This is a genomic window from Micromonospora sp. NPDC005220, assembly GCF_040607895.1.
GTDB lineage: Bacteria > Actinomycetota > Actinomycetes > Mycobacteriales > Micromonosporaceae > Micromonospora.
Genome location: NZ_JBEXHP010000006.1, coordinates 27262 through 44029, shown reverse-complemented (window position 1 = coordinate 44029; position 16768 = coordinate 27262). Strand labels below are relative to the sequence as shown.

Genomic DNA, 16768 nt, shown 5'->3' with positions numbered 1-16768 from the left:
CGGACGGTTCAGCGCACTTCCTGGATGCGGACCATATTGCCGGCCGGGTCCCGGAAGGCAGCGTCGCGCACGCCGTACGGCTGCTCGGTCGGCTCCTGGACGACCTCGGCGTCGCTGGCCTCCAGCTTGGCGAAGGTGGCGTCGAGATCGGTGGTGGCCAGGTTGACGCCGAAGTAGCTGCCCTTGGCCATCAGCTCGAGGATGGTCTGCCGCTCGTCGTCGGTGATGCCGGGGTTGGCGGTCGGTGGGTGCAGCACGATGGCCGTGCTGGGCTGGTCGACCGGCCCGACCGTGATCCACCGCATCCCCTCGTAGCCGACGTCGAGGCGGACCTCGAAGCCGAGGATGTCGCGGTAGAAGGCCAGCGAGGCGTCCGGGTCGGTGTGCGGCAGGAAACTGGAGTGAATGGTGATGTCCATGCTGGTCACGCTAGTTGCGCCGCGGTGACCCGCGCTTCTCGATTCCTGACCGGTCTGGTCACCTGCTTGGCCACGCACGACGGCATCCCCGCCGTCGCCTGGGCCGCCTGCCGCCGGTAGACGCTGGGCGGCACGCCGACCAGCTCGGTGAAGCGGGTGCTGAAGGTGCCCAGCGACGAACATCCGACCGCGAAACAGACATCGGTGACGCTCAGGTCGCCCCGGCGCAGCAGGGCCATCGCCCGCTCGATCCGTCGGGTCATCAGGTAGCTGTAGGGCGATTCGCCATAGGCGAGCCGGAACTCGCGGCTGAGGTGCCCGGCGGACATGTGCGCGCCACGGGCGAGCGCCTCGACGTCCAGCGGAGACGCGTACTGCCGGTCGATCCGGTCGCGGACCCGGCGCAGTCGAGCCAGGTCGGCCAGTCGCTGGGTCGCGTCGGATTTGCTGCTCACCTGGGAAATCGTGCCACAACCCACCGACAAACCGCCGTCGTCGGGCGCGGGCGGGGGGCTGACGAGCGGTCAGCCGGCCTCGCGACGGGCGCGGGCCCGGCGCTTGCCCTCGTGCATGGCCTGCACCCGGGCCACCGGGATGGTCCGCCCCTCCGCGACCAGGTCCGCGGGGAGCGGTTGCGGGGCCGGCATCAGCGCGGACCAGGGGTCACCGTCGGCGAGCAGCGCCGGCGCGGTCCGGATGGTGAAGTCGGCGGGGGTCACCTCGCTCAGCTCGGCCCAGTCGACCGGGAACGAGACCGGCATGCCGGGGCGCAGCCGGGGGCTGTACGCGGCGGCCACTGTCGCCCCGCCCGCCCGGGTGGCGTCCACGAAGACCCGGCCACCCCGGTCCTCCTTGATGTACGCAGTGGTGGCCAGCGCCGGGTCGAGCCGCTCGGCGCGGACGGCGAGCGCCCGGGTGGCGGCGGCCAACTCCTCGGCCGTGGGTTCGTCGGTCACCGGGACGAAGACGTGCACGCCCTTGGCGCCGCTGGTCTTTACCGCACCGGCCAGGCCGGCGTCGGCGAGCGCCTGGCGCACCAGCAGGGCCGCGTCGACCGCCGCGCGGAACCCGTCGCCGTCCGGCGGGTCCAGGTCGAGGACCAGGTGGGTCGGCCGGTGCAGATCCGCCACGGTGGCCAGCGTCGGGTGGTACTCGACCGCCCTCTGGTTCGCGAACCAGAGCAGGGTGCGGCGGTCGTCGCAGAGGGCGTACGAGATCTCCCGGTGCGACGCCTCCGCCCAGATCTGGGCCCGGCGGACCCAGTCCGGGGTGTAGCGGGGCAGGTTCTTCTGCATGAACGGCGGCTGGCCGGGGCGGACCCTGATCACCGACAGCGGCCGGCCCCGCAGGTGCGGGAGGATCCGGTCCCCGACCGCGTCGAGGTAGTCGACCAGGTCACGCTTTGTCGCGTCGTCGCGGTCGGACAGCGGCTGGTCCAGGTTGGTCAGGGCCACGCCGTCCCGGGTCTCGTCGGCCTCACTCACCCGACCACCCTCCCGGCCTCGCCGCCGTCGGTCAACCGGACGCGGCGCTTCGGTACGGATCGGTTCCGGCACCCACCGTGGCGGGGGCCGACGGATCGGTGGCCGCCGACGGCCCGGTCGAGCGTCGGGGCAGCGTGGTCAGTGCCACCAGCCACGCGGCGATCACGAGACCGGCGGCCACGGCGAACGCGGTCCGGTAGCCGCCGGCGAGCGCGGCGGTCTCGGCCCAACCGACGGCCCGCAGCCCGTCGCTGCGGGCGGCGGCCAGGGTGGCCAGCACGGCCAGGCCGACCGCCCCACCGACCTGTTGGGTGGTGTTGGCCAGACCGGAGGCGAGACCAGCGTCGGTGTCGGTCGCGCCGGCCATGGCCACCGTGGTGACCGCCGGCAGGGTCAGGCCACCGGCCACCCCAAAGATCAACATCGCCGGGAGTACGTCGACGACGTAGGCGCCGTCGGCGGGCAGCCGGGCGAGCAGGAGGAAGCCGACCGTCGCCAGGGCGAGCCCGGCCAGCAGGACAGTCCGGGCGCCCCAGCGGGCGATCAGCCGACCAGCCAGGCCGAGCGAGACCACGGCGATCACGACCGGGGTGGGCAGGAAGGCCCAGCCGGTCGCGGCGGCGTCCAGCCCCAGCACGAGTTGCAGCTCCACGGCGAGCAGGAACTGGAACCCGAAGTACGCGCAGACCATGAGGAACTGCACGGCGTTCGCCGCCACCAGACCCGGGATGCGCAGCACCCGGGACGGCACCAGTGGGGTGGCCGCCACCCGTTGGCGCAGCGCGAACCCGCCGAGCAGCAGCGCAGCGACTGCCATCGCGCCGAGGGTCCGGGGGCTGGTCCAGCCGTGCTCGCCCGTCCCCACGATGCCCAGGATGGCGGCCATCAGACCGGCGGTGGCGAGCAGCGCGCCGGGCAGGTCCAGGCCGGCCCGCAGGCCGATCCCCCGTTCGGCCGGGAGCCGGCGCAGGGCCGCGACGAGGATGGCCGCCCCGATCGGCACGTTGACCAGGAAGATCGTCCGCCACCCGGCGGCCTGGGTGAGCACCCCTCCGGCGACCGTGCCGACCGACGCGCCGGCCGCGCCGGTGAAGCTGAAGACGGCGATGGCGCGGGCCCGCTCGACCGGATCGGGGTAGAGCCGGACGATCATGCCGAGGCCGACCGCCATCGCCAGCGCCCCGCCGACGCCCTGCCCGAACCGCGCGCCCACCAGCAGGGCCGGCCCGGTGGCGACCGCACAGGCCAGCGAGGCCACTGTGAACAGCGCGACGCCGGCCAGGAAGACCCCGCGCCGGCCCAGCAGGTCGCCGAGCCGGCCGGCGAGCAGCAGCAGCAGCCCGCCGAACGCGACCAGGTAGGCGTTCACCACCCAGGCCAGACCGGCGGCGGTGAAGCCCAGGTCGCGTTGCACGGCGGGCAGCGCCACCGCGACGACGGTGCCATCCAGAATGATCATCAGGCTGCCGGCGCAGAGCACCAGCAGCGCTGGCCAGCGGGACGGGACGACACGGTCCATGAAAACCTCCTTGGTGCACGGTTTGTTACCGAGGTCATCGTCTGTGACCATGAACCGGAGCGGAAGGAGGCACTGTGATGTCCCAGAGGAACAGCGATGTGTCCGTGCTGGTCGAGGCCGAGTTGACCTGCGCGGCCGAGAACGTGCCGTTCACCCCGGGGCAGGCGCGGGCGTGCACCGTCCGCGAGGTGCTCGACCGGGTCGGCGGCAAGTGGAGCATCGGCATCCTGGTGGCCGCCTCGAACGGGCCGGTGCGCTTCACCGAGCTGGAGCGGCACATCGAGGGCATCAGCCGCCGGATGCTCACGCTGACGCTGCGCAATCTGGAACGGGACGGCCTGCTGCGCCGCACGGTCTATCCGACCGTCCCACCCAAGGTCGAGTACACCGCCACCCCGATGGCACTGGAGCTGTACGAATCGCTTGTCGCGCTGACCAGCTGGGCCGAACGGCACCGCCGGGCCATCGCCGAGGCGCGGACCAGGTACGACGCCGAGCACGCCGGGTAAACCCCTCGCGGGGTGTGGTGAACGCCACCGCTTCCGTCTGACCGATCGGTCAGTGTCTGACCGATCGGTCAGGCATGCTGGTTTGCGGGAGGTGGACCGGCCATGGTTCGAGCGGTACCCGGTACGCACGGCGAGATCCTCGCCGCGGCGGCGCGGCAGTTCACGGTGACCGGCTACCGGGGCACCTCCCTGCAGGACATCGCCCGTGAGGTCGGCTGCTCCAAGGCCACCGTGCTCTACCACTTCGCCAACAAGGAAGCCCTGCTCGCCGAGCTGATGGCCCCCGCTATCGACGTGCTGCGGGACCTCGACGACCGACTTGCCGGCCTGACCGGAGCGGCCGCGCAGGAGGTCGCCGCACAGGGCTTCGTCGACCTCGCGGTCCGGTTCCGGCGGGAGATCGCCGTGCTGCGCGGCGAGTTCCCGGAGCTGCTGTGCCAGCCGGCCTTCGCGCACATCCAGCAGATCTCCGACCGGCTGCGGGACGCGTTGGCCGGGCACTCCGAGCGGCCCGGTGCGCGGATCGCCGCGCTGGTGCTGCTCGCCGGGATCTCCGAGGCGTGCGGCGAGTTCGCCGACATCACCGACGACGACCTGCGCTCCGCCCTGCTCACCCTCGTCCGGCGGGCCGTCGAACCCGTCGACGCACCTCTGCCCCAACCACCCACGACCGAGGACAAGGACTCCTGATGGCCACCCTGCTCTACCGGCTCGGCCGGGGCGCGTTGCGCCGGCGACGGCTCGTCGTCGCGCTCTGGCTCGTCGTACTCGTCGTCGCCGGCCTGGCCGCGGCGACCCTGCGCGGCCCGACGGCGAGCAACTTCACCATGCCCGGCACCGAGAGCCAGCGCGCGCTCGACCTGCTGGCCGACCAGTTCCCCGCGGCCAGCGGCGCCACCGGCACCATCGCGGTCAAGGCGCCGGCCGACGGCCAACTGGCCACCCCCGAGGGTCAGGGCGTGGTGCAGGAGCTGGTCCAGGAGGCCTCGACACTGCCCGGCGTGGTCGGCGCGGTCAGCCCGTTCCAGGTCGGCGCGGTCTCGCCCAACGGCCGGTACGCGCTGGTCCAGGTCCAGTTCGCCACCGGCGGCGACGAGGTGACCGACGAGCAGCGCACCGCGTACGAGAAGGTCGGTGCTGCCGCCGAGGCGAAGGGTTGGCAGGTCGCCCCGGGTGGCGAGGTGCTCGGTGGTGAGCCGGAGATCGGCTCCACCGAGGCGCTCGGCGTACTGGTCGCCGCGATCGTCCTGATCATCACGTTCGGTTCACTGGTCGCCGCCGGCATGACCATGCTCAACGCGCTGATCGGCGTGGGCGTCGGCATGGCCGGCCTGTTCGCGCTGAGCGGTGTCGTCCAGCTCACCAGCACCGCACCCATCCTGGCGCTGATGCTCGGTCTCGCGGTCGGCATCGACTACTCGCTCTTCATCACCTCCCGGCACCGGCAGAACCTGCTCGACGGCCTGTCCCCGGAGGAGGCGGTCGGCCGGGCCGTGGGCACCGCCGGCTCGGCAGTGGTCTTCGCCGGCGCCACAGTTGTCATCGCCCTGGCCGGGCTCGCCGTGGTGGACATCCCGTTCCTCACCGTGATGGGCCTCGCCGCCGCCGGCACGGTCACCGTCGCCGTACTCGTCGCCATCACCCTCCAGCCGGCACTGCTCGGTTTCGCCGGTCGCCGGGTGCTCCCCCGCCGGCTGCGCGCCGTCGCCACCGACAGCACCGCCGACGACGAGGACGACTCGGACATCACCGATCGGCCGGCCGCGCAGACGACCACCACCGAGGACCGCAACCGGTTCGGCTTCCGCTGGGCGCGACTGGTCACCCGGTTCCGCGTACCCGTCATCCTGGTCGGCCTGCTCGGCCTGGGGCTGCTCGCGCTGCCCACGCCGGACATGCGGCTGGCCCTGCCGGGCGCCGCGACGGCGGCCGTCGGCTCACCCGCCCGGGTGGCGAACGACCTGACCGTCGAGGGCTTCGGACCGGGCTTCACCGGCCGGCTCGCGGTGGTCGTCGCCGGTGACACGCCCCAGGCCACCTCGGCCGCCGTGCCGCAGGTGACCGCCCTGCTCCAGCGCACCGAGAACGTCCTCGCGGTGGCCCCGCCCCAGCTCAGCCCGGACGGTCGGACCGCACTGCTCGGTGTGGTGCCGAAGACCGGCCCGACCGACGAGGCCACCGAGACCCTGGTCCACGACATCCGTGGCGCGGTCAGTGGGATCCCCGACGCGGACGTGCTGCTCACCGGCGTCACCGCCATCGGCATCGACGTCTCCGAGAAGCTCTCCGACGCGCTGCCGATCTACCTGCTGCTGGTGGTCGGGCTCTCGGTGCTGCTGCTGATGCTGGTGTTCCGCTCACTTCTCGTGCCGATCAAGGCGGCGCTGGGCTTCCTGCTCACCGTCGCCGCCACGTTCGGCATCACGGTGGCCGTCTTCCAGCAGGGACACCTCGCCGACCTCGTCGGCCTGGACACGCCCGGCCCGCTGATCAGCTTCCTGCCGATCCTGCTCATCGGCATCCTGTTCGGGCTCGCCATGGACTACGAGGTGTTCCTGGTGTCCCGGATGCGAGAGGACTTCGTCCACGGTGAGACCGCCCGACAGGCCACCATCAGCGGCATGGGGCACGGCGCACGGGTGGTCACGGCCGCCGCGCTGATCATGATCTCGGTCTTCGGGGGCTTCGTGTTCCTGGAGGACCCGGTGATCAAGTCGATGGGCTTCGCGCTCGCCATCGGCGTGGCCATCGACGCCTTCGTGGTCCGGATGACCATCGTGCCGGCGGTCATGTCCCTGCTCGGCGACCGTGCCTGGTGGCTCCCCCGCTGGCTCGACCGCGCCCTGCCCAACGTGGACATCGAAGGCGAAGGCCTACGCGAGCACCTCGAAGACCGCACCCCCACGCACGTCTGACCCGCACCACCATTGTCGATCATGGAGTTGTGGTGCCCGTCGTGCCCCGATGAGAGGCCTTCGTCCAGCACCACAACTCCATGATCGGCGCGATCAGGCGCTGCGTCAGACGCCCGCCGGGTAGGTCTCCATCTCGCCGGAGGCGGCCGGGACCGGTAGCGGGTGCAGGGCCGTGGTGTCGTCGCACCAGATGAAGGCGTCGTAGCGGTCGCCGAGCCGGGTGGGCACGTAGTTGCCCCAGGACTCGAAGGACGGGTCGTAGACCACCCCGATCGCCCGGTGGTCCGCGGTGTCGGTGACCCAGCCCGGCTGATCGTCGCCGCCGAAGATCAGCACCGCCCGCTCCGGCATCAGCTCGTGCAACCGCCGCTCGATCGATCCCTCCCGGGCCGGGGGCACCACCATCGCCTCGGGAGGCGAACCCCACCGGGGTGCGGCGATCACCGTGCCCCGGTAGCTGCCGAAGCCGATCAGGGCCACCGCGTCCTCTCCATGCCGCTCCCGGGCCAACTGACCAATGTTGACCATCCCGTCGGCGGCCATGTCGGTGGCCCGCGCGTCCCCGACGTGCGTGTTGTGCGCCCAGACGATGCCCCGGGCGTCGGGGCCGTAGCGGTCCAGCAGCCGGTCCAGGGTGTCCTGCATGTGGGTGTCGCGGATGTTCCACGAGTCCGGGCCGCCGGCCACCATCGCCCGGTAGTAGCGCTCCGCGCCGGCCACCACCTCGGCGTTCTGCCAGGCCGAGAAGCGATCCGGGCCGTCGGAGAGGGCGTGTTCACGGGTCCGGGCCAGCAGCCGGACGACCTCCTCCTCGCAGCGGGCGGAGACGAACCGGCTGGCCGCGCCGTACTCCTCGACCCGCTTGCCGTACGGCTCGAAGCACCGGTACGCGTCCTGCGCCGCCTCCAGCGACTTCGGGTCCTCCTCCCCCAGGTAGTCGAAGATCGCCTGCATCGACTCCCAGAGGCTGTACACGTCGAGCCCGTGGAACCCGGCCCGCTGCCCCTCCGGCCGCTCCACGTTCCAGGCCCGCAGCCAGCTGGCGAACCGGGCCACCTCGGCATTGGCCCACATCCAGGTCGGCCACCGCTCGAACTGCTCGAGGGCGAGCTGCGGTTCGAGCGCGCCACCCGGCGCGGCGGTCACCGAGCGGTGCACCCGATCACAGTCCGGCCAGTCACCCTCCACCGCCACGAAGGAGAAGCCGCACTCCGCGATCAACCGGCGGGTGAGCTGCTCACGCAACCGGTAGTAGTCGTAGCTGCCGTGGGTGGACTCTCCGATCATCACCACCCGGGCGTCGCGAACGCGCTCCAGCATCGGGTCGAAGTCGCTCGGCGCGCCGAGCCGCTGAACCAGCATGCCAGCGGCTACCCGGCCGCCGCTGCGGCAAACCGTTGCGCGCGTCGCGGGCCGACACGCCGGCCGCCGGGGCCGTCGTAGGCCCAACCAAGCCGGTGTACGACCACCGCGAGCGGGTAGCCGACCGACATGACCGTCACCGGCGTTCAGTTGCAGGAGTACCTGGCCGGGCTCGACTACCCGGTCTCGCGGGAGGACCTGATCCGCTGGGGACAGGAGAACGGCGCCAGCACGGCGATGTTGCAGATGCTGCAGGCCCTGCCACCAGAGCAGTTCAACTCCCCCGACGAACTGAACGCAGCCCTCTCCACCCTCACCTAACAGCCCAACCAGCCCCGCCCAACCCAGCCCCCGGCCCGGCTCCGCCCCGGCTCCGCCCCGGCTCCGCCCCGGCTCGGCCCGGCCCGGCCCGGCTCGGCCCGGCCCGGCTCGGCCCGGCCCGGTGATCAAGAGGTTTGCGTCATGCCGAGTGGCGTGTCGTGACGCAAACCTCTTGATCAACCTGGACTGGTGGGTGGGGTTAGGGGAGGGGGATGGTGCGGGATTCGGTGCGGGCGGTTTCGGCGGCGGCGAGGATGGCGACGACCTCGCGGCCGAAGTGGACGTCGCAGCGGTGGTCCTGGGTGCCGGCCCGCACCTGCTCGATGAGCTGATCGATGGCGACGCCGAACGCGATGGCAGGGTCGTTCTCGCCGAACGGGACGTTCTCGATGCCGTTCTCGCCGTAGAACACGAACTCCCGAGCCATCGACTCGGTCGGGGCATCCAGGGAGAGCGAAGCACTGCTCGTGGCACCGCCTTCGTGGGTGAGCAGCAGGTGCACCATCCCGCTCGGTCCGTCCATCGCCGCCACCTGCGTCACCCGGCCCAGCACCGGCAGCAGGATCGAGAGGGCGTGCGGGGCGATGTCCCAGAGCGCCCCGTGCTCCCGACGCCACAGCGAGCCGCCGTACGGGCTGCCGTCCTGGAAGATCGAGGCGAACGCGGTGGTCCGGCCGTGCTGCCAGCCCCCGGCGGCGGCGGTGGCGGCGAGGAACGCTGTCACGTTCGGCTGGAACCGCTGGGTGAAGAAGACGACCGAGGCGACACCGGACTCATCGGCCGCGGCCACCACGCGGTCGGCGTCGGCCACGCTGAGCGCCAGCGGCTTGTCCAGCAGCAGGTGCCGACCGGCGCGGGCCGCCCGGACCGCGATGTCGGCCTGGATGTCCGGCGGCAGGGCGACCGCGATCGCCTCGCACTGCTCGATCAGCGCGTCGACGTCGGCGTAGGCGGGCACCCCGTACCGCTCGGCCAGCGCGGACGCCCGTTCCGGGTTGCGACCCCACACCCCCACCAGCTCCGCGTCGGGATGGGCGTGCAGCGCCTTCCCGTGCGTCTCGATCGCCCAGTGACCGGTGCCGAACAAACCGAACCGCAGCACGTGTACCTCCGCTGTCTCCCCGCACCGCGGCAACGCCACGGACCTGATCCACGCTAGTCGCCCGACCGGGGGAACCGGCGGCGGGTCGACCAACCGGCGCAGCTCACGGCCCATGTCGCAGAGGTCGGACCCGGTTCGGTCGATGGCTGTAGACCTCCAGCTCTGGGGCGGCCCACCCGCCACCTGACGCGCGTCAGTCGCGGCAGCTTTCACGCGCCATGTGCACGGCAGCTTTCACGCGCCATGTGCGGGGCAGCTTTCACGCGCCATGTGCGGGGCAGCTTTCACGCGCCCTGCGCTCGGCAGCTTTCACGCGCCATGTGCTCGGCAGCTCTCGCGCGCCCAACCCAGGCCAGGTCGACAGGAGCGGCGGGCGCGGCCACGTCCCGCCGTAGGCACCCGCTCGCTGGTCGCGGCTGGATATGACGCGCTGCCAGGTCGTCCGGCAGGCAAAGAAGGGGTTCGGTCGATGGCGGCTCGCAGATCTTGGACAGTTTCCGTTAGCTGCTAACGGAAACTGTCCAAGATCTCACGATACAGAGCCGAAACGGGGCCGAGACGGCGTGCGACGGGCGGCGCAAGACGGCCGACCCCCAGCAGAGACGCCGGGAGCAGCCAGGCCCGGAGTCGCCCGGCCCCGAAGACGACCAGACCGGCAGCAGCCAGACGGCCAGCAACCAGGCAGCCAGCGACCAAGCAGGGAACGGCCAAGCGGGCAGTGGCCAGGCGGGCAGCGACCAAGCAGGCAGCGACCAAGCAGCCAGCGACCAAGCAGGGAACGGCCAAGCGGGCAGTGGCCAGGCGGGGTCAACCGATTACTACGACGGTTAGTAGGCTGTGCCGGTGACTGAGGCAACGACCGGGTGGGTCCGGTGACCAGCGTGGGCACCGACTCACCGGTGGACGGGATCGTCGCGACCGTGCCGATCGTGCTGTCGCTGCTCGTCGCGGCGTGGGCGCTGGTGGCGGCGGTACGCCACCGGCCACCGGACCGGATGCAGTTCGTCGGTCTGGCCGTACTCGAAGTGGCGTTGCTGGTGTTGAGCGTGCTGGCGCTCGTCGCGGTCGGCGGCGGGGATCGGCCCGGCGAGCCCGGCGCCTTCTTCGGCTACCTGGTCACGCTGGTGTGCCTGCCGCCACTGGCCTGGGTGCTGGCCCGGATGGAACCGACCCGCTGGGGTTCGGCGATCGTGTGCGCGGTCTGCCTGGTGGCCCCGGTGGTGGTGGTCCGGTTGCAGCAGACCTGGGAGGTGCTCGGTGGTTGACACAGAACCGGCTCGGCAGCGTACGAACTCCGGCCCGGGTCGGCTGCTGATCGCTGTCTACCTGCTCTTCGCCATCGCCGCGACGAGTCGGGCGGGCCTCCAGATCGCCACCAAGTTCGACGAGGCGCCGGTGGCGTACCTGCTCTCCGCGGTGGCCGCGCTCATCTACATCGTGGCGGCGGTGGGGTTGGCCCGCGCCGGGCACATCGGCCGCCGGGTCGCGGTGGCGTGCTGTTCGGTGGAGCTGGTCGGGGTGGTCGCGGTCGGCGTCCTCAGCCTGGTCGACAAGGAGCTGTTCCCGGACGAGACGGTCTGGTCGCAGTTCGGCAGCGGGTACGGCTACATCCCACTGGTGCTGCCGGTGCTCGGCCTGATCTGGCTCTGGCGCACCCGCCGCACACCCGCCTGACCCGCCGCGCACCCCGCTGACGGCCGCGTAGCGGTCTGGCCGGCGCGCACCCGGCGAGGACTGAACGACGAGGGCGGCCCCGTTTCCGGGAGCGCCCTCGTCGGGAGTACCTGTCAGCCCCGTGGGCCGCCCGCGACGTAGATGACCTGACCGGAGACGAAGCCGGCACCCTCGCTCGCCAGGAACGAGATGGTGTGCGCGACGTCCTCCGGCCGGCCCGGGCGACGGACCGGGATCTCGGCGGCGGCGTGCTTCTGGAGGTCGTCGAAGTCGACCTTCATGCGGGCGGCGGTGGCCGCGGTCATGTCGGTGACGATGAAGCCGGGTGCGACCGCGTTCGCGGTCACCCCGAACGGACCCAGCTCGATCGCGAGCGTCTTGGTGAAGCCCTGCAGACCGGCCTTGGCGGCGGCGTAGTTCGCCTGGCCCCGGTTGCCCAGCGCGGAGGTGCTGGAGAGGTTGACGATCCGCCCCCACTTCCGGTCCACCATGTGCTTCTGGGCGGCCTGGCTGAACAGGAACGCGCCGCGCAGGTGCACTCCCATCACCGTGTCCCAGTCGGCGCTGGTCATCTTGAACAGCAGGTTGTCGCGGAGCACACCGGCGTTGTTGACCAGCACGGTGGGCGCGCCCAGCTCGGCGGCGACCCGGCTCACCGCCGCCTCGACCTGGTCCCGGTCGGACACGTCGGCGCCCACACCGAGCGCCCGGCCGCCGGCCGCGGCGATGGCGTCCACCGTCTCCTTGGTGGCCGCCTCCTCGATGTCGACCACGGCGACGGCCATGCCGTCGGCGGCCAGCCGTCGGGCGGTGGCCGCGCCGATGCCGCGTGCGGCTCCGGTGACGATGGCGACGCGGGACTCCTCCGACATGACTACCTCCGGGTAACTTGGGGTCGATCGGAGGAGCTTAACGTCAGAACCCCCGACCCCGGCATAGGCGAATCCACCGGTATCCGTGGCCGGAGACCTTCACCGCGCCGAGCTTGCCCAACTCGCCGTAGCCCCGGTCGGCGAGCACGTCGATCGGCAGGTCGGCCTCCGGCTCAAGGCTGCTGAGGTCCACCTCGACGTCGTCGGTGCCCAGGTTGTGCACGAAGACCATCGTCCCGGTCGGCCCGTCGGCCCGGTGCGCGAGCACTCCGGCCGGCATCGCCACGTCGATGTGGGTGGTCGAGCCGGAACCGATCTCCGGGGCCTCCCGCAGCGTACGGATCATGCGCTCGAACCAGGCGAGCAGCGACTTCGAGTCGCTGCGCTGGGCGGTGACGTTGACGTTCTGGTAGCCGAACTCACCCTTGTCGATCACCGGCCGGACCAGCTTCTCCGGGTCCGCGGTGGAGAAGCCGGCGTTCGGCTGGTACGACCACTGCATCGGGGTACGGATCGCCTCCCGACCGGGCAGCGACAGGTCCTCGCCCATCCCGATCTCCTCGCCGTAGCGCAGCACCGGCGTGCCGCGCATCGAGAACTGCAGGGCGTACGCCAGCTCGATGCGCCGTCGGTCGTTGCCGAGCATCGGGGCGAGCCGGCGACGGATGCCCCGGTCGTAGATGCGCATGGTCTCGTCCGGGCCGAACTTGGCGTACACCTGGTTGCGCTGTTCGGTGGTCAACCGGGACAGGTCGATCTCGTCGTGGTTGCGCAGGAAGGTGGCCCACTGCCCACCGACCGGCAGCTTCGGGGTGTCGCGGAGCGCCTCGATCAGCGACTCCGGGTCCTCGCGGGCCAGGGCGAGCATGAGCCGACCGTTGAGCATGAAGTCGAACAGCATGTGGATGCGGTTGCCGGAGCCGCTGGTGTCGCCGAAGAACGTGGGCAGCTGGTCCGGTTCGACGTTCGCCTCGGCCAGCAGGACGGCGTCGCCGCGCCGCCACTGCACGTGCTGGCGCATCTCGGTGAGGAACTCGAAGTCCTTCGGCGAGTTCGGGTTGCCCGGCTCGGTCAGCTCGATGATGAACGGCACCGCGTCCATCCGGAAGCCGGAGACACCGAGCTGGAGCCAGAACGACATGATCTTCTTGACCTCGGCCCGGACCTCCGGGTTGGCGAAGTTGAGGTCCGGCTGGAACTTGTAGAACCGGTGGTAGAACCACGCCTTGGCGGTCCGGTCGTAGCTCCACGTCTCCTTCTGCTCGCCGGGGAAGACCATGCCCTGGTGCCGGTCGGCCGGCTCGGTGTCGGACCAGACGAACCAGTCCCGGTACGGCGAGTCCGGCGACGATCGGGCGGACTGGAACCACGGGTGCTCGTCGGAGGTGTGGTTGACCACCAGGTCGATGATCACGCGGATGCCCCGGTTCTGCGCCTGGTGCAGCAGCTCGGCGAAGTCACCCAGGGTGCCGAAGCGCGGGTCCACGTTGTAGAAGTCGGTGACGTCGTAGCCGTCGTCGCGGTTGGGCGACGGGTGGATCGGGTGCAGCCACAGGCAGGTCACCCCGAGCCGGGCCAGGTAGTCCAGCCTCCCGATCAACCCACGGATGTCACCGACCCCGTCGCCGTCTGAGTCGGCGTACGTGTCGATGTCGAGGCAGTAGACGACGGCTTCGGAATACCAACGGTCACCCATGCCGAAGGAACATCTCCGATTGATCACCGCGGCAAACCCGTTCCGCGGGTGTCCGGCGGCGTTGGTTACCGTGCCGTCATGGAGAACGACCTCGTACCGCCGAGCGAACTGTTGGACTGGTCCCGGGGCAGCTGGCTGCACCCGCCGGTACGCGTCGAGGAGGGCCCGGCCGGTGAGCTGGTCGTCGAGCCGGCGGCGGACAGCGACTTCTGGCGGCGGACCAGCTACGGCTTCGTCCACGACAACGGCCCGGCCCTGCTGGCGCCGCTGCCGGTGGGCACCGCCATGGAGGTGAGCTTCCGGCTCGACTTCTCGGCGCAGTTCGACCAGGCCGGCGCGTTCGTCCGGGTCGACGAACGGACCTGGACCAAGGCCGGTGTCGAGATCAGCGACGGCGAGGTGCAGCTCGGCGCCGTGGTGACCCGGGAGTTCTCCGACTGGTCGGTGGGGCCGATCCCGGCGTGGGCGGGTCGGGAGGTGACCGTCCGGGTCAGCCGGGCCGGTGACGCGTTGACCGTCCGCGCCCGGGTCGACGACGAGCCGTGGCAACTGGTCCGCCTCGCCCCGCTGGACCCGGCGGCCGACGCGATGGCCGGCCCGTTCTGCTGCGCGCCGTCCCGCGCCGGCCTGACGGTGGTGTTCACCGGCTGGCGACAGGGGCCGGCGGACACCGCGCTGCACCCGGAGGTGTAGATCGGGCCCAGGCGGGTATGGCCCTCCGATCCCCAAAGCCGAGCCGACCGGAAGGACGACCATGGCGTACGCCCAGGCTGGCGACCCGTCCGAGTTCACCGGGTTGACCGGCTGGGTGGCCTCGGTGATCGAGGCGATGGGCCCGGTCGGCGTGGCGCTGCTGGTGGCGTTGGAGAGCATCGTCCCGCCGATCCCCAGCGAGATCGTGCTGGCGCTCGCCGGCTTCCTGGCGCACCAGGGCAAGTTCAACGTCGTCGTGGTGATGCTGGCCGCGACGGTCGGTTCGCTGGTCGGCGCGCTGGTGCTCTACTGGCTCGGGGCGGCGCTCGGCGAGGAACGGCTCAAACGCTGGTTGGACCACATCCCGCTGGTGGATCGCGACGACCTGGAGAAGGCCGACAGGTGGTTCGAGCGGCACGGTCGGTGGGCGGTGCTGATCGGCCGGGTGGTGCCTGTGGTCCGCAGCCTGGTCTCCGTGCCGGCCGGGGCCAACCGGATGCCGCTGGGCGAGTTCATCCTGCTCACCACCATCGGCAGCGGCGTGTGGAACGGTCTCATCGTGGGCGCCGGGTACGCGCTGGGCAGCCAGTGGCAGGACGTGGCCCGCTACAGCGACTGGTTCAACTACGCCATCGGCGCGGTCTTCGCGGTGATGGTGGTCAGTTGGGTGATCCGTAAGGTCCGCAAGCGTCGGGAGCGCGACGACCGGCGGTCGGTGACCGCCGGTCGCTGATCCGCGTTGCCGCGTGCCGCCGGCGCCCGGAGCGGACGCCGGCGAGCACGGTCAGGGCAGGGTGTCCAGGTGCGGGCCCACCGTGTTGGCGAAGCCGTTGCCGTTGCTGACGTCCCAGTTCACCGACCAGGTCATCGCGCCCCGGATGCCGGGGTAGGTGCGCGGCGGGCGGAAGCTGCCGCAGTTGGTGCCCCGGGCCAGGCAGTCCAGGGCGGCGTTGACCACGCTGGGCGCGACGATGCCGCCGCCGGCCGCCCCCGCTCCGGCGGGCAGGCCCAGGCCGACCTGGTCGGGGCGGAGTCCGGCCTCCAACTGGATGCAGGCCAACGCGACGATGAAGTTCACAGTGCCCTGGCCGTACGCCGCGTTCTGGTCGCAGCCGAGCATCGCGCCGGAGTTGTAGTACTGGGTGTTGACGACGGTGAGGATGTCCTTGATGTCGAGCGCCAGCTTGAAGTAGCCGCCGGCCGGGTTCTGCATGTCGATGGTCTGCGGCGCCATCGCGATGATCAGACCCGACCCGACCTTGGCACGTAGCGCGCGCAGCGCCTGCGCCATGTACGTCGGGTTGAGCCCGTTCTCCAGGTCGATGTCGATCCCGTCGAAGCCGTACCGGGCGATCAGCGCGGCGGCCGTGTCGGCGAACGCGGTGGCCGAGGCGGCGGTGTTCACGGTGACCCGGCCGGTCTCGCCGCCGACGGAGAGGATGACCCGCTTGCCCCGGCTGTGCAGGGTGCGGACGTCGGCGGTGAAGTCCGCGTCGGTGTAGCCGCCGAGCGCGGCGGCCAGGCCGGGGTCGATGCCGAAGGTGAGCGCGCCGGGCGTCGCGGTGGCTTCGGCGAAGGCGACCGCCACCAGGTCGTACTCGGCGGGGACGTCGCGCAGCCGCAGTTCGACGGCCGGGTTGTCGAAGTTGTGCCAGTACCCGGTGAGCAGGTGCTTCGGCAGCCCACCGGTGGGCGGCTCCGTCGGCGGCGGGGTGGTGGGCGGAGGCGTGGTGGGCGGAGGCGTGGTGGGCGGGGGCGTGGTGGGCGGGGTGCCGCCGCCGCAGGACGTGCCGTTGAGCTGGCAGCCGCTCGGCGAGCCGGAGCCGCTGGCCAGGAAGCCGAAGGAGACCGAAGCGCCGGGGGCGATGGTGCCGTTCCAGGACCGGTTGGTGAAGGTGTGCCGTTGGCCGGCGGAGCTGAGCAGGGCGTCCCAGTAGCTGCCGAGGGTGGTGCCGGACGGCAGGTCGAAGGTGAGGCTCCAGCCGTTGATGGTCGAGCTGCCGCCGTTGGTGATGGTGTACTTCCCCTCCCAGCCGGAGCCCCAGTCGGCGGTCTTGGCGAAGCTGGCGGTGGCTCCGGCGGCGTACGCGGGCAGCGCCACCCAGGCCGCGCCGAGTGTTGCCGCGAGGGCGGCGACCAGGGACAGGACAAGGGGTCTGGCTGGTTTCATGCGGCCCTCCACGCCCGTACGGGCATCCACGG

At 71.6% G+C, this 16768-nt stretch carries 16 protein-coding genes and 1 pseudogene; 8 read left to right on the top strand and 9 right to left on the bottom strand.

Annotated elements, in window-relative coordinates; translation table 11 throughout:
• Positions 1 to 8: 8 nt before the first annotated feature.
• From ABZU52_RS04380 to ABZU52_RS04365, 4 genes are all read right to left on the bottom strand, one after another.
• Positions 9 to 419: a VOC family protein gene (locus ABZU52_RS04380; RefSeq protein WP_354969667.1), complete on the bottom strand. Its 411-nt coding sequence runs from the start codon at positions 417 to 419 to the stop codon at positions 9 to 11.
• Between the two features lie 5 nt (positions 420 to 424).
• On the bottom strand, positions 425 to 874 hold the full coding sequence (locus tag ABZU52_RS04375; protein WP_354969666.1) for a helix-turn-helix transcriptional regulator: 450 nt from the start codon (positions 872 to 874) through the stop codon (positions 425 to 427).
• Between the two features lie 69 nt (positions 875 to 943).
• Positions 944 to 1903 carry a non-homologous end-joining DNA ligase gene (ligD, locus tag ABZU52_RS04370; protein WP_354969665.1) on the bottom strand — a complete coding sequence of 320 codons (960 nt, stop codon included), beginning with the start codon at positions 1901 to 1903 and terminating at the stop codon, positions 944 to 946.
• 31 nt (positions 1904 to 1934) lie between these two features.
• Positions 1935 to 3422: an MFS transporter gene (locus tag ABZU52_RS04365; protein WP_354969664.1), complete on the bottom strand. Its 1488-nt coding sequence runs from the start codon at positions 3420 to 3422 to the stop codon at positions 1935 to 1937.
• Between the two features lie 74 nt (positions 3423 to 3496).
• On the opposite strand from ABZU52_RS04365, the gene ABZU52_RS04360 reads away from it, so the two are divergent.
• From ABZU52_RS04360 to ABZU52_RS04350, 3 genes are all read left to right on the top strand, one after another.
• Entirely contained in the window at positions 3497 to 3931 is a 435-nt protein-coding gene (locus ABZU52_RS04360; protein ID WP_354969663.1) for a helix-turn-helix domain-containing protein, read from the top strand.
• Positions 3932 to 4033: 102 nt separating this feature from the next.
• The gene (locus tag ABZU52_RS04355) at positions 4034 to 4621 is read left to right on the top strand and encodes a TetR/AcrR family transcriptional regulator (protein ID WP_354969662.1); all 588 of its coding nucleotides are present in this window, start codon (positions 4034 to 4036) and stop codon (positions 4619 to 4621) included.
• A complete protein-coding gene (locus ABZU52_RS04350) occupies positions 4621 to 6846 on the top strand; it encodes an MMPL family transporter (protein ID WP_354969661.1) in 2226 nt (741 codons plus the stop codon). Before ABZU52_RS04355 ends, ABZU52_RS04350 begins: the two co-directional genes overlap by 1 nt.
• 105 nt (positions 6847 to 6951) lie before the next feature.
• On the opposite strand, the gene ABZU52_RS04345 is transcribed toward ABZU52_RS04350, so the two are convergent.
• Positions 6952 to 8208, bottom strand: a complete 1257-nt coding sequence (locus ABZU52_RS04345; RefSeq protein ID WP_354969660.1) for an erythromycin esterase family protein — start codon at positions 8206 to 8208, stop codon at positions 6952 to 6954.
• Positions 8209 to 8337: 129 nt separating this feature from the next.
• On the opposite strand from ABZU52_RS04345, the gene ABZU52_RS04340 reads away from it, so the two are divergent.
• Positions 8338 to 8529 (top strand): DUF2795 domain-containing protein, encoded by a 192-nt coding sequence (locus ABZU52_RS04340; protein WP_354969659.1) that lies wholly within the window; start codon positions 8338 to 8340, stop codon positions 8527 to 8529.
• 199 nt (positions 8530 to 8728) lie between these two features.
• On the opposite strand, the gene ABZU52_RS04335 is transcribed toward ABZU52_RS04340, so the two are convergent.
• Positions 8729 to 9631 carry a Gfo/Idh/MocA family oxidoreductase gene (locus ABZU52_RS04335; protein WP_354969658.1) on the bottom strand — a complete coding sequence of 301 codons (903 nt, stop codon included), beginning with the start codon at positions 9629 to 9631 and terminating at the stop codon, positions 8729 to 8731.
• 837 nt (positions 9632 to 10468) lie between these two features.
• Between ABZU52_RS04335 and ABZU52_RS04330 the strand changes: the two are divergent.
• Positions 10469 to 10896, top strand: a pseudogene (locus ABZU52_RS04330) (hypothetical protein).
• Entirely contained in the window at positions 10889 to 11305 is a 417-nt protein-coding gene (locus tag ABZU52_RS04325) for a hypothetical protein (protein WP_354969657.1), read from the top strand. Before ABZU52_RS04330 ends, ABZU52_RS04325 begins: the two are co-directional and overlap by 8 nt.
• Before the next feature lie 113 nt (positions 11306 to 11418).
• Here the strand turns inward: ABZU52_RS04325 and fabG are convergent, their stop codons facing one another.
• Together fabG and ABZU52_RS04315 are read right to left on the bottom strand one after the other, a co-directional pair.
• On the bottom strand, positions 11419 to 12177 hold the full coding sequence (gene fabG / locus ABZU52_RS04320) for a 3-oxoacyl-ACP reductase FabG (protein WP_354969656.1): 759 nt from the start codon (positions 12175 to 12177) through the stop codon (positions 11419 to 11421).
• 43 nt (positions 12178 to 12220) lie between these two features.
• On the bottom strand, positions 12221 to 13873 hold the full coding sequence (locus ABZU52_RS04315) for an alpha-amylase family protein (RefSeq protein WP_354969655.1): 1653 nt from the start codon (positions 13871 to 13873) through the stop codon (positions 12221 to 12223).
• Positions 13874 to 13951: 78 nt separating this feature from the next.
• Between ABZU52_RS04315 and ABZU52_RS04310 the strand changes: the two genes are divergently transcribed.
• Positions 13952 to 14566, top strand: a complete 615-nt coding sequence (locus ABZU52_RS04310) for a DUF1349 domain-containing protein (protein ID WP_354969654.1) — start codon at positions 13952 to 13954, stop codon at positions 14564 to 14566.
• A 61-nt stretch (positions 14567 to 14627) separates the two neighbouring features.
• The gene (locus tag ABZU52_RS04305; protein ID WP_354969653.1) at positions 14628 to 15299 is read left to right on the top strand and encodes a DedA family protein; all 672 of its coding nucleotides are present in this window, start codon (positions 14628 to 14630) and stop codon (positions 15297 to 15299) included.
• Between the two features lie 51 nt (positions 15300 to 15350).
• Here the strand turns inward: ABZU52_RS04305 and ABZU52_RS04300 are convergent, their stop codons facing one another.
• Entirely contained in the window at positions 15351 to 16736 is a 1386-nt protein-coding gene (locus ABZU52_RS04300; protein WP_354969652.1) for a cellulose binding domain-containing protein, read from the bottom strand.
• Positions 16737 to 16768: the final 32 nt, after the last annotated feature.

Coding starts and splice junctions, on each gene's coding strand:
- ABZU52_RS04380 (WP_354969667.1), bottom strand. CDS start 419: ATGGACATCACCATTCACTCCAGTTTCCTGCCGCACACCGACCCGGAC.
- ABZU52_RS04365 (WP_354969664.1), bottom strand. CDS start 3,422: ATGGACCGTGTCGTCCCGTCCCGCTGGCCAGCGCTGCTGGTGCTCTGC.
- ABZU52_RS04355 (WP_354969662.1), top strand. CDS start 4,034: ATGGTTCGAGCGGTACCCGGTACGCACGGCGAGATCCTCGCCGCGGCG.
- ABZU52_RS04350 (WP_354969661.1), top strand. CDS start 4,621: ATGGCCACCCTGCTCTACCGGCTCGGCCGGGGCGCGTTGCGCCGGCGA.
- ABZU52_RS04345 (WP_354969660.1), bottom strand. CDS start 8,208: ATGCTGGTTCAGCGGCTCGGCGCGCCGAGCGACTTCGACCCGATGCTG.
- ABZU52_RS04340 (WP_354969659.1), top strand. CDS start 8,338: ATGACCGTCACCGGCGTTCAGTTGCAGGAGTACCTGGCCGGGCTCGAC.
- fabG (WP_354969656.1), bottom strand. CDS start 12,177: ATGTCGGAGGAGTCCCGCGTCGCCATCGTCACCGGAGCCGCACGCGGC.
- ABZU52_RS04315 (WP_354969655.1), bottom strand. CDS start 13,873: ATGGGTGACCGTTGGTATTCCGAAGCCGTCGTCTACTGCCTCGACATC.
- ABZU52_RS04310 (WP_354969654.1), top strand. CDS start 13,952: ATGGAGAACGACCTCGTACCGCCGAGCGAACTGTTGGACTGGTCCCGG.
- ABZU52_RS04305 (WP_354969653.1), top strand. CDS start 14,628: ATGGCGTACGCCCAGGCTGGCGACCCGTCCGAGTTCACCGGGTTGACC.
- ABZU52_RS04300 (WP_354969652.1), bottom strand. CDS start 16,736: ATGAAACCAGCCAGACCCCTTGTCCTGTCCCTGGTCGCCGCCCTCGCG.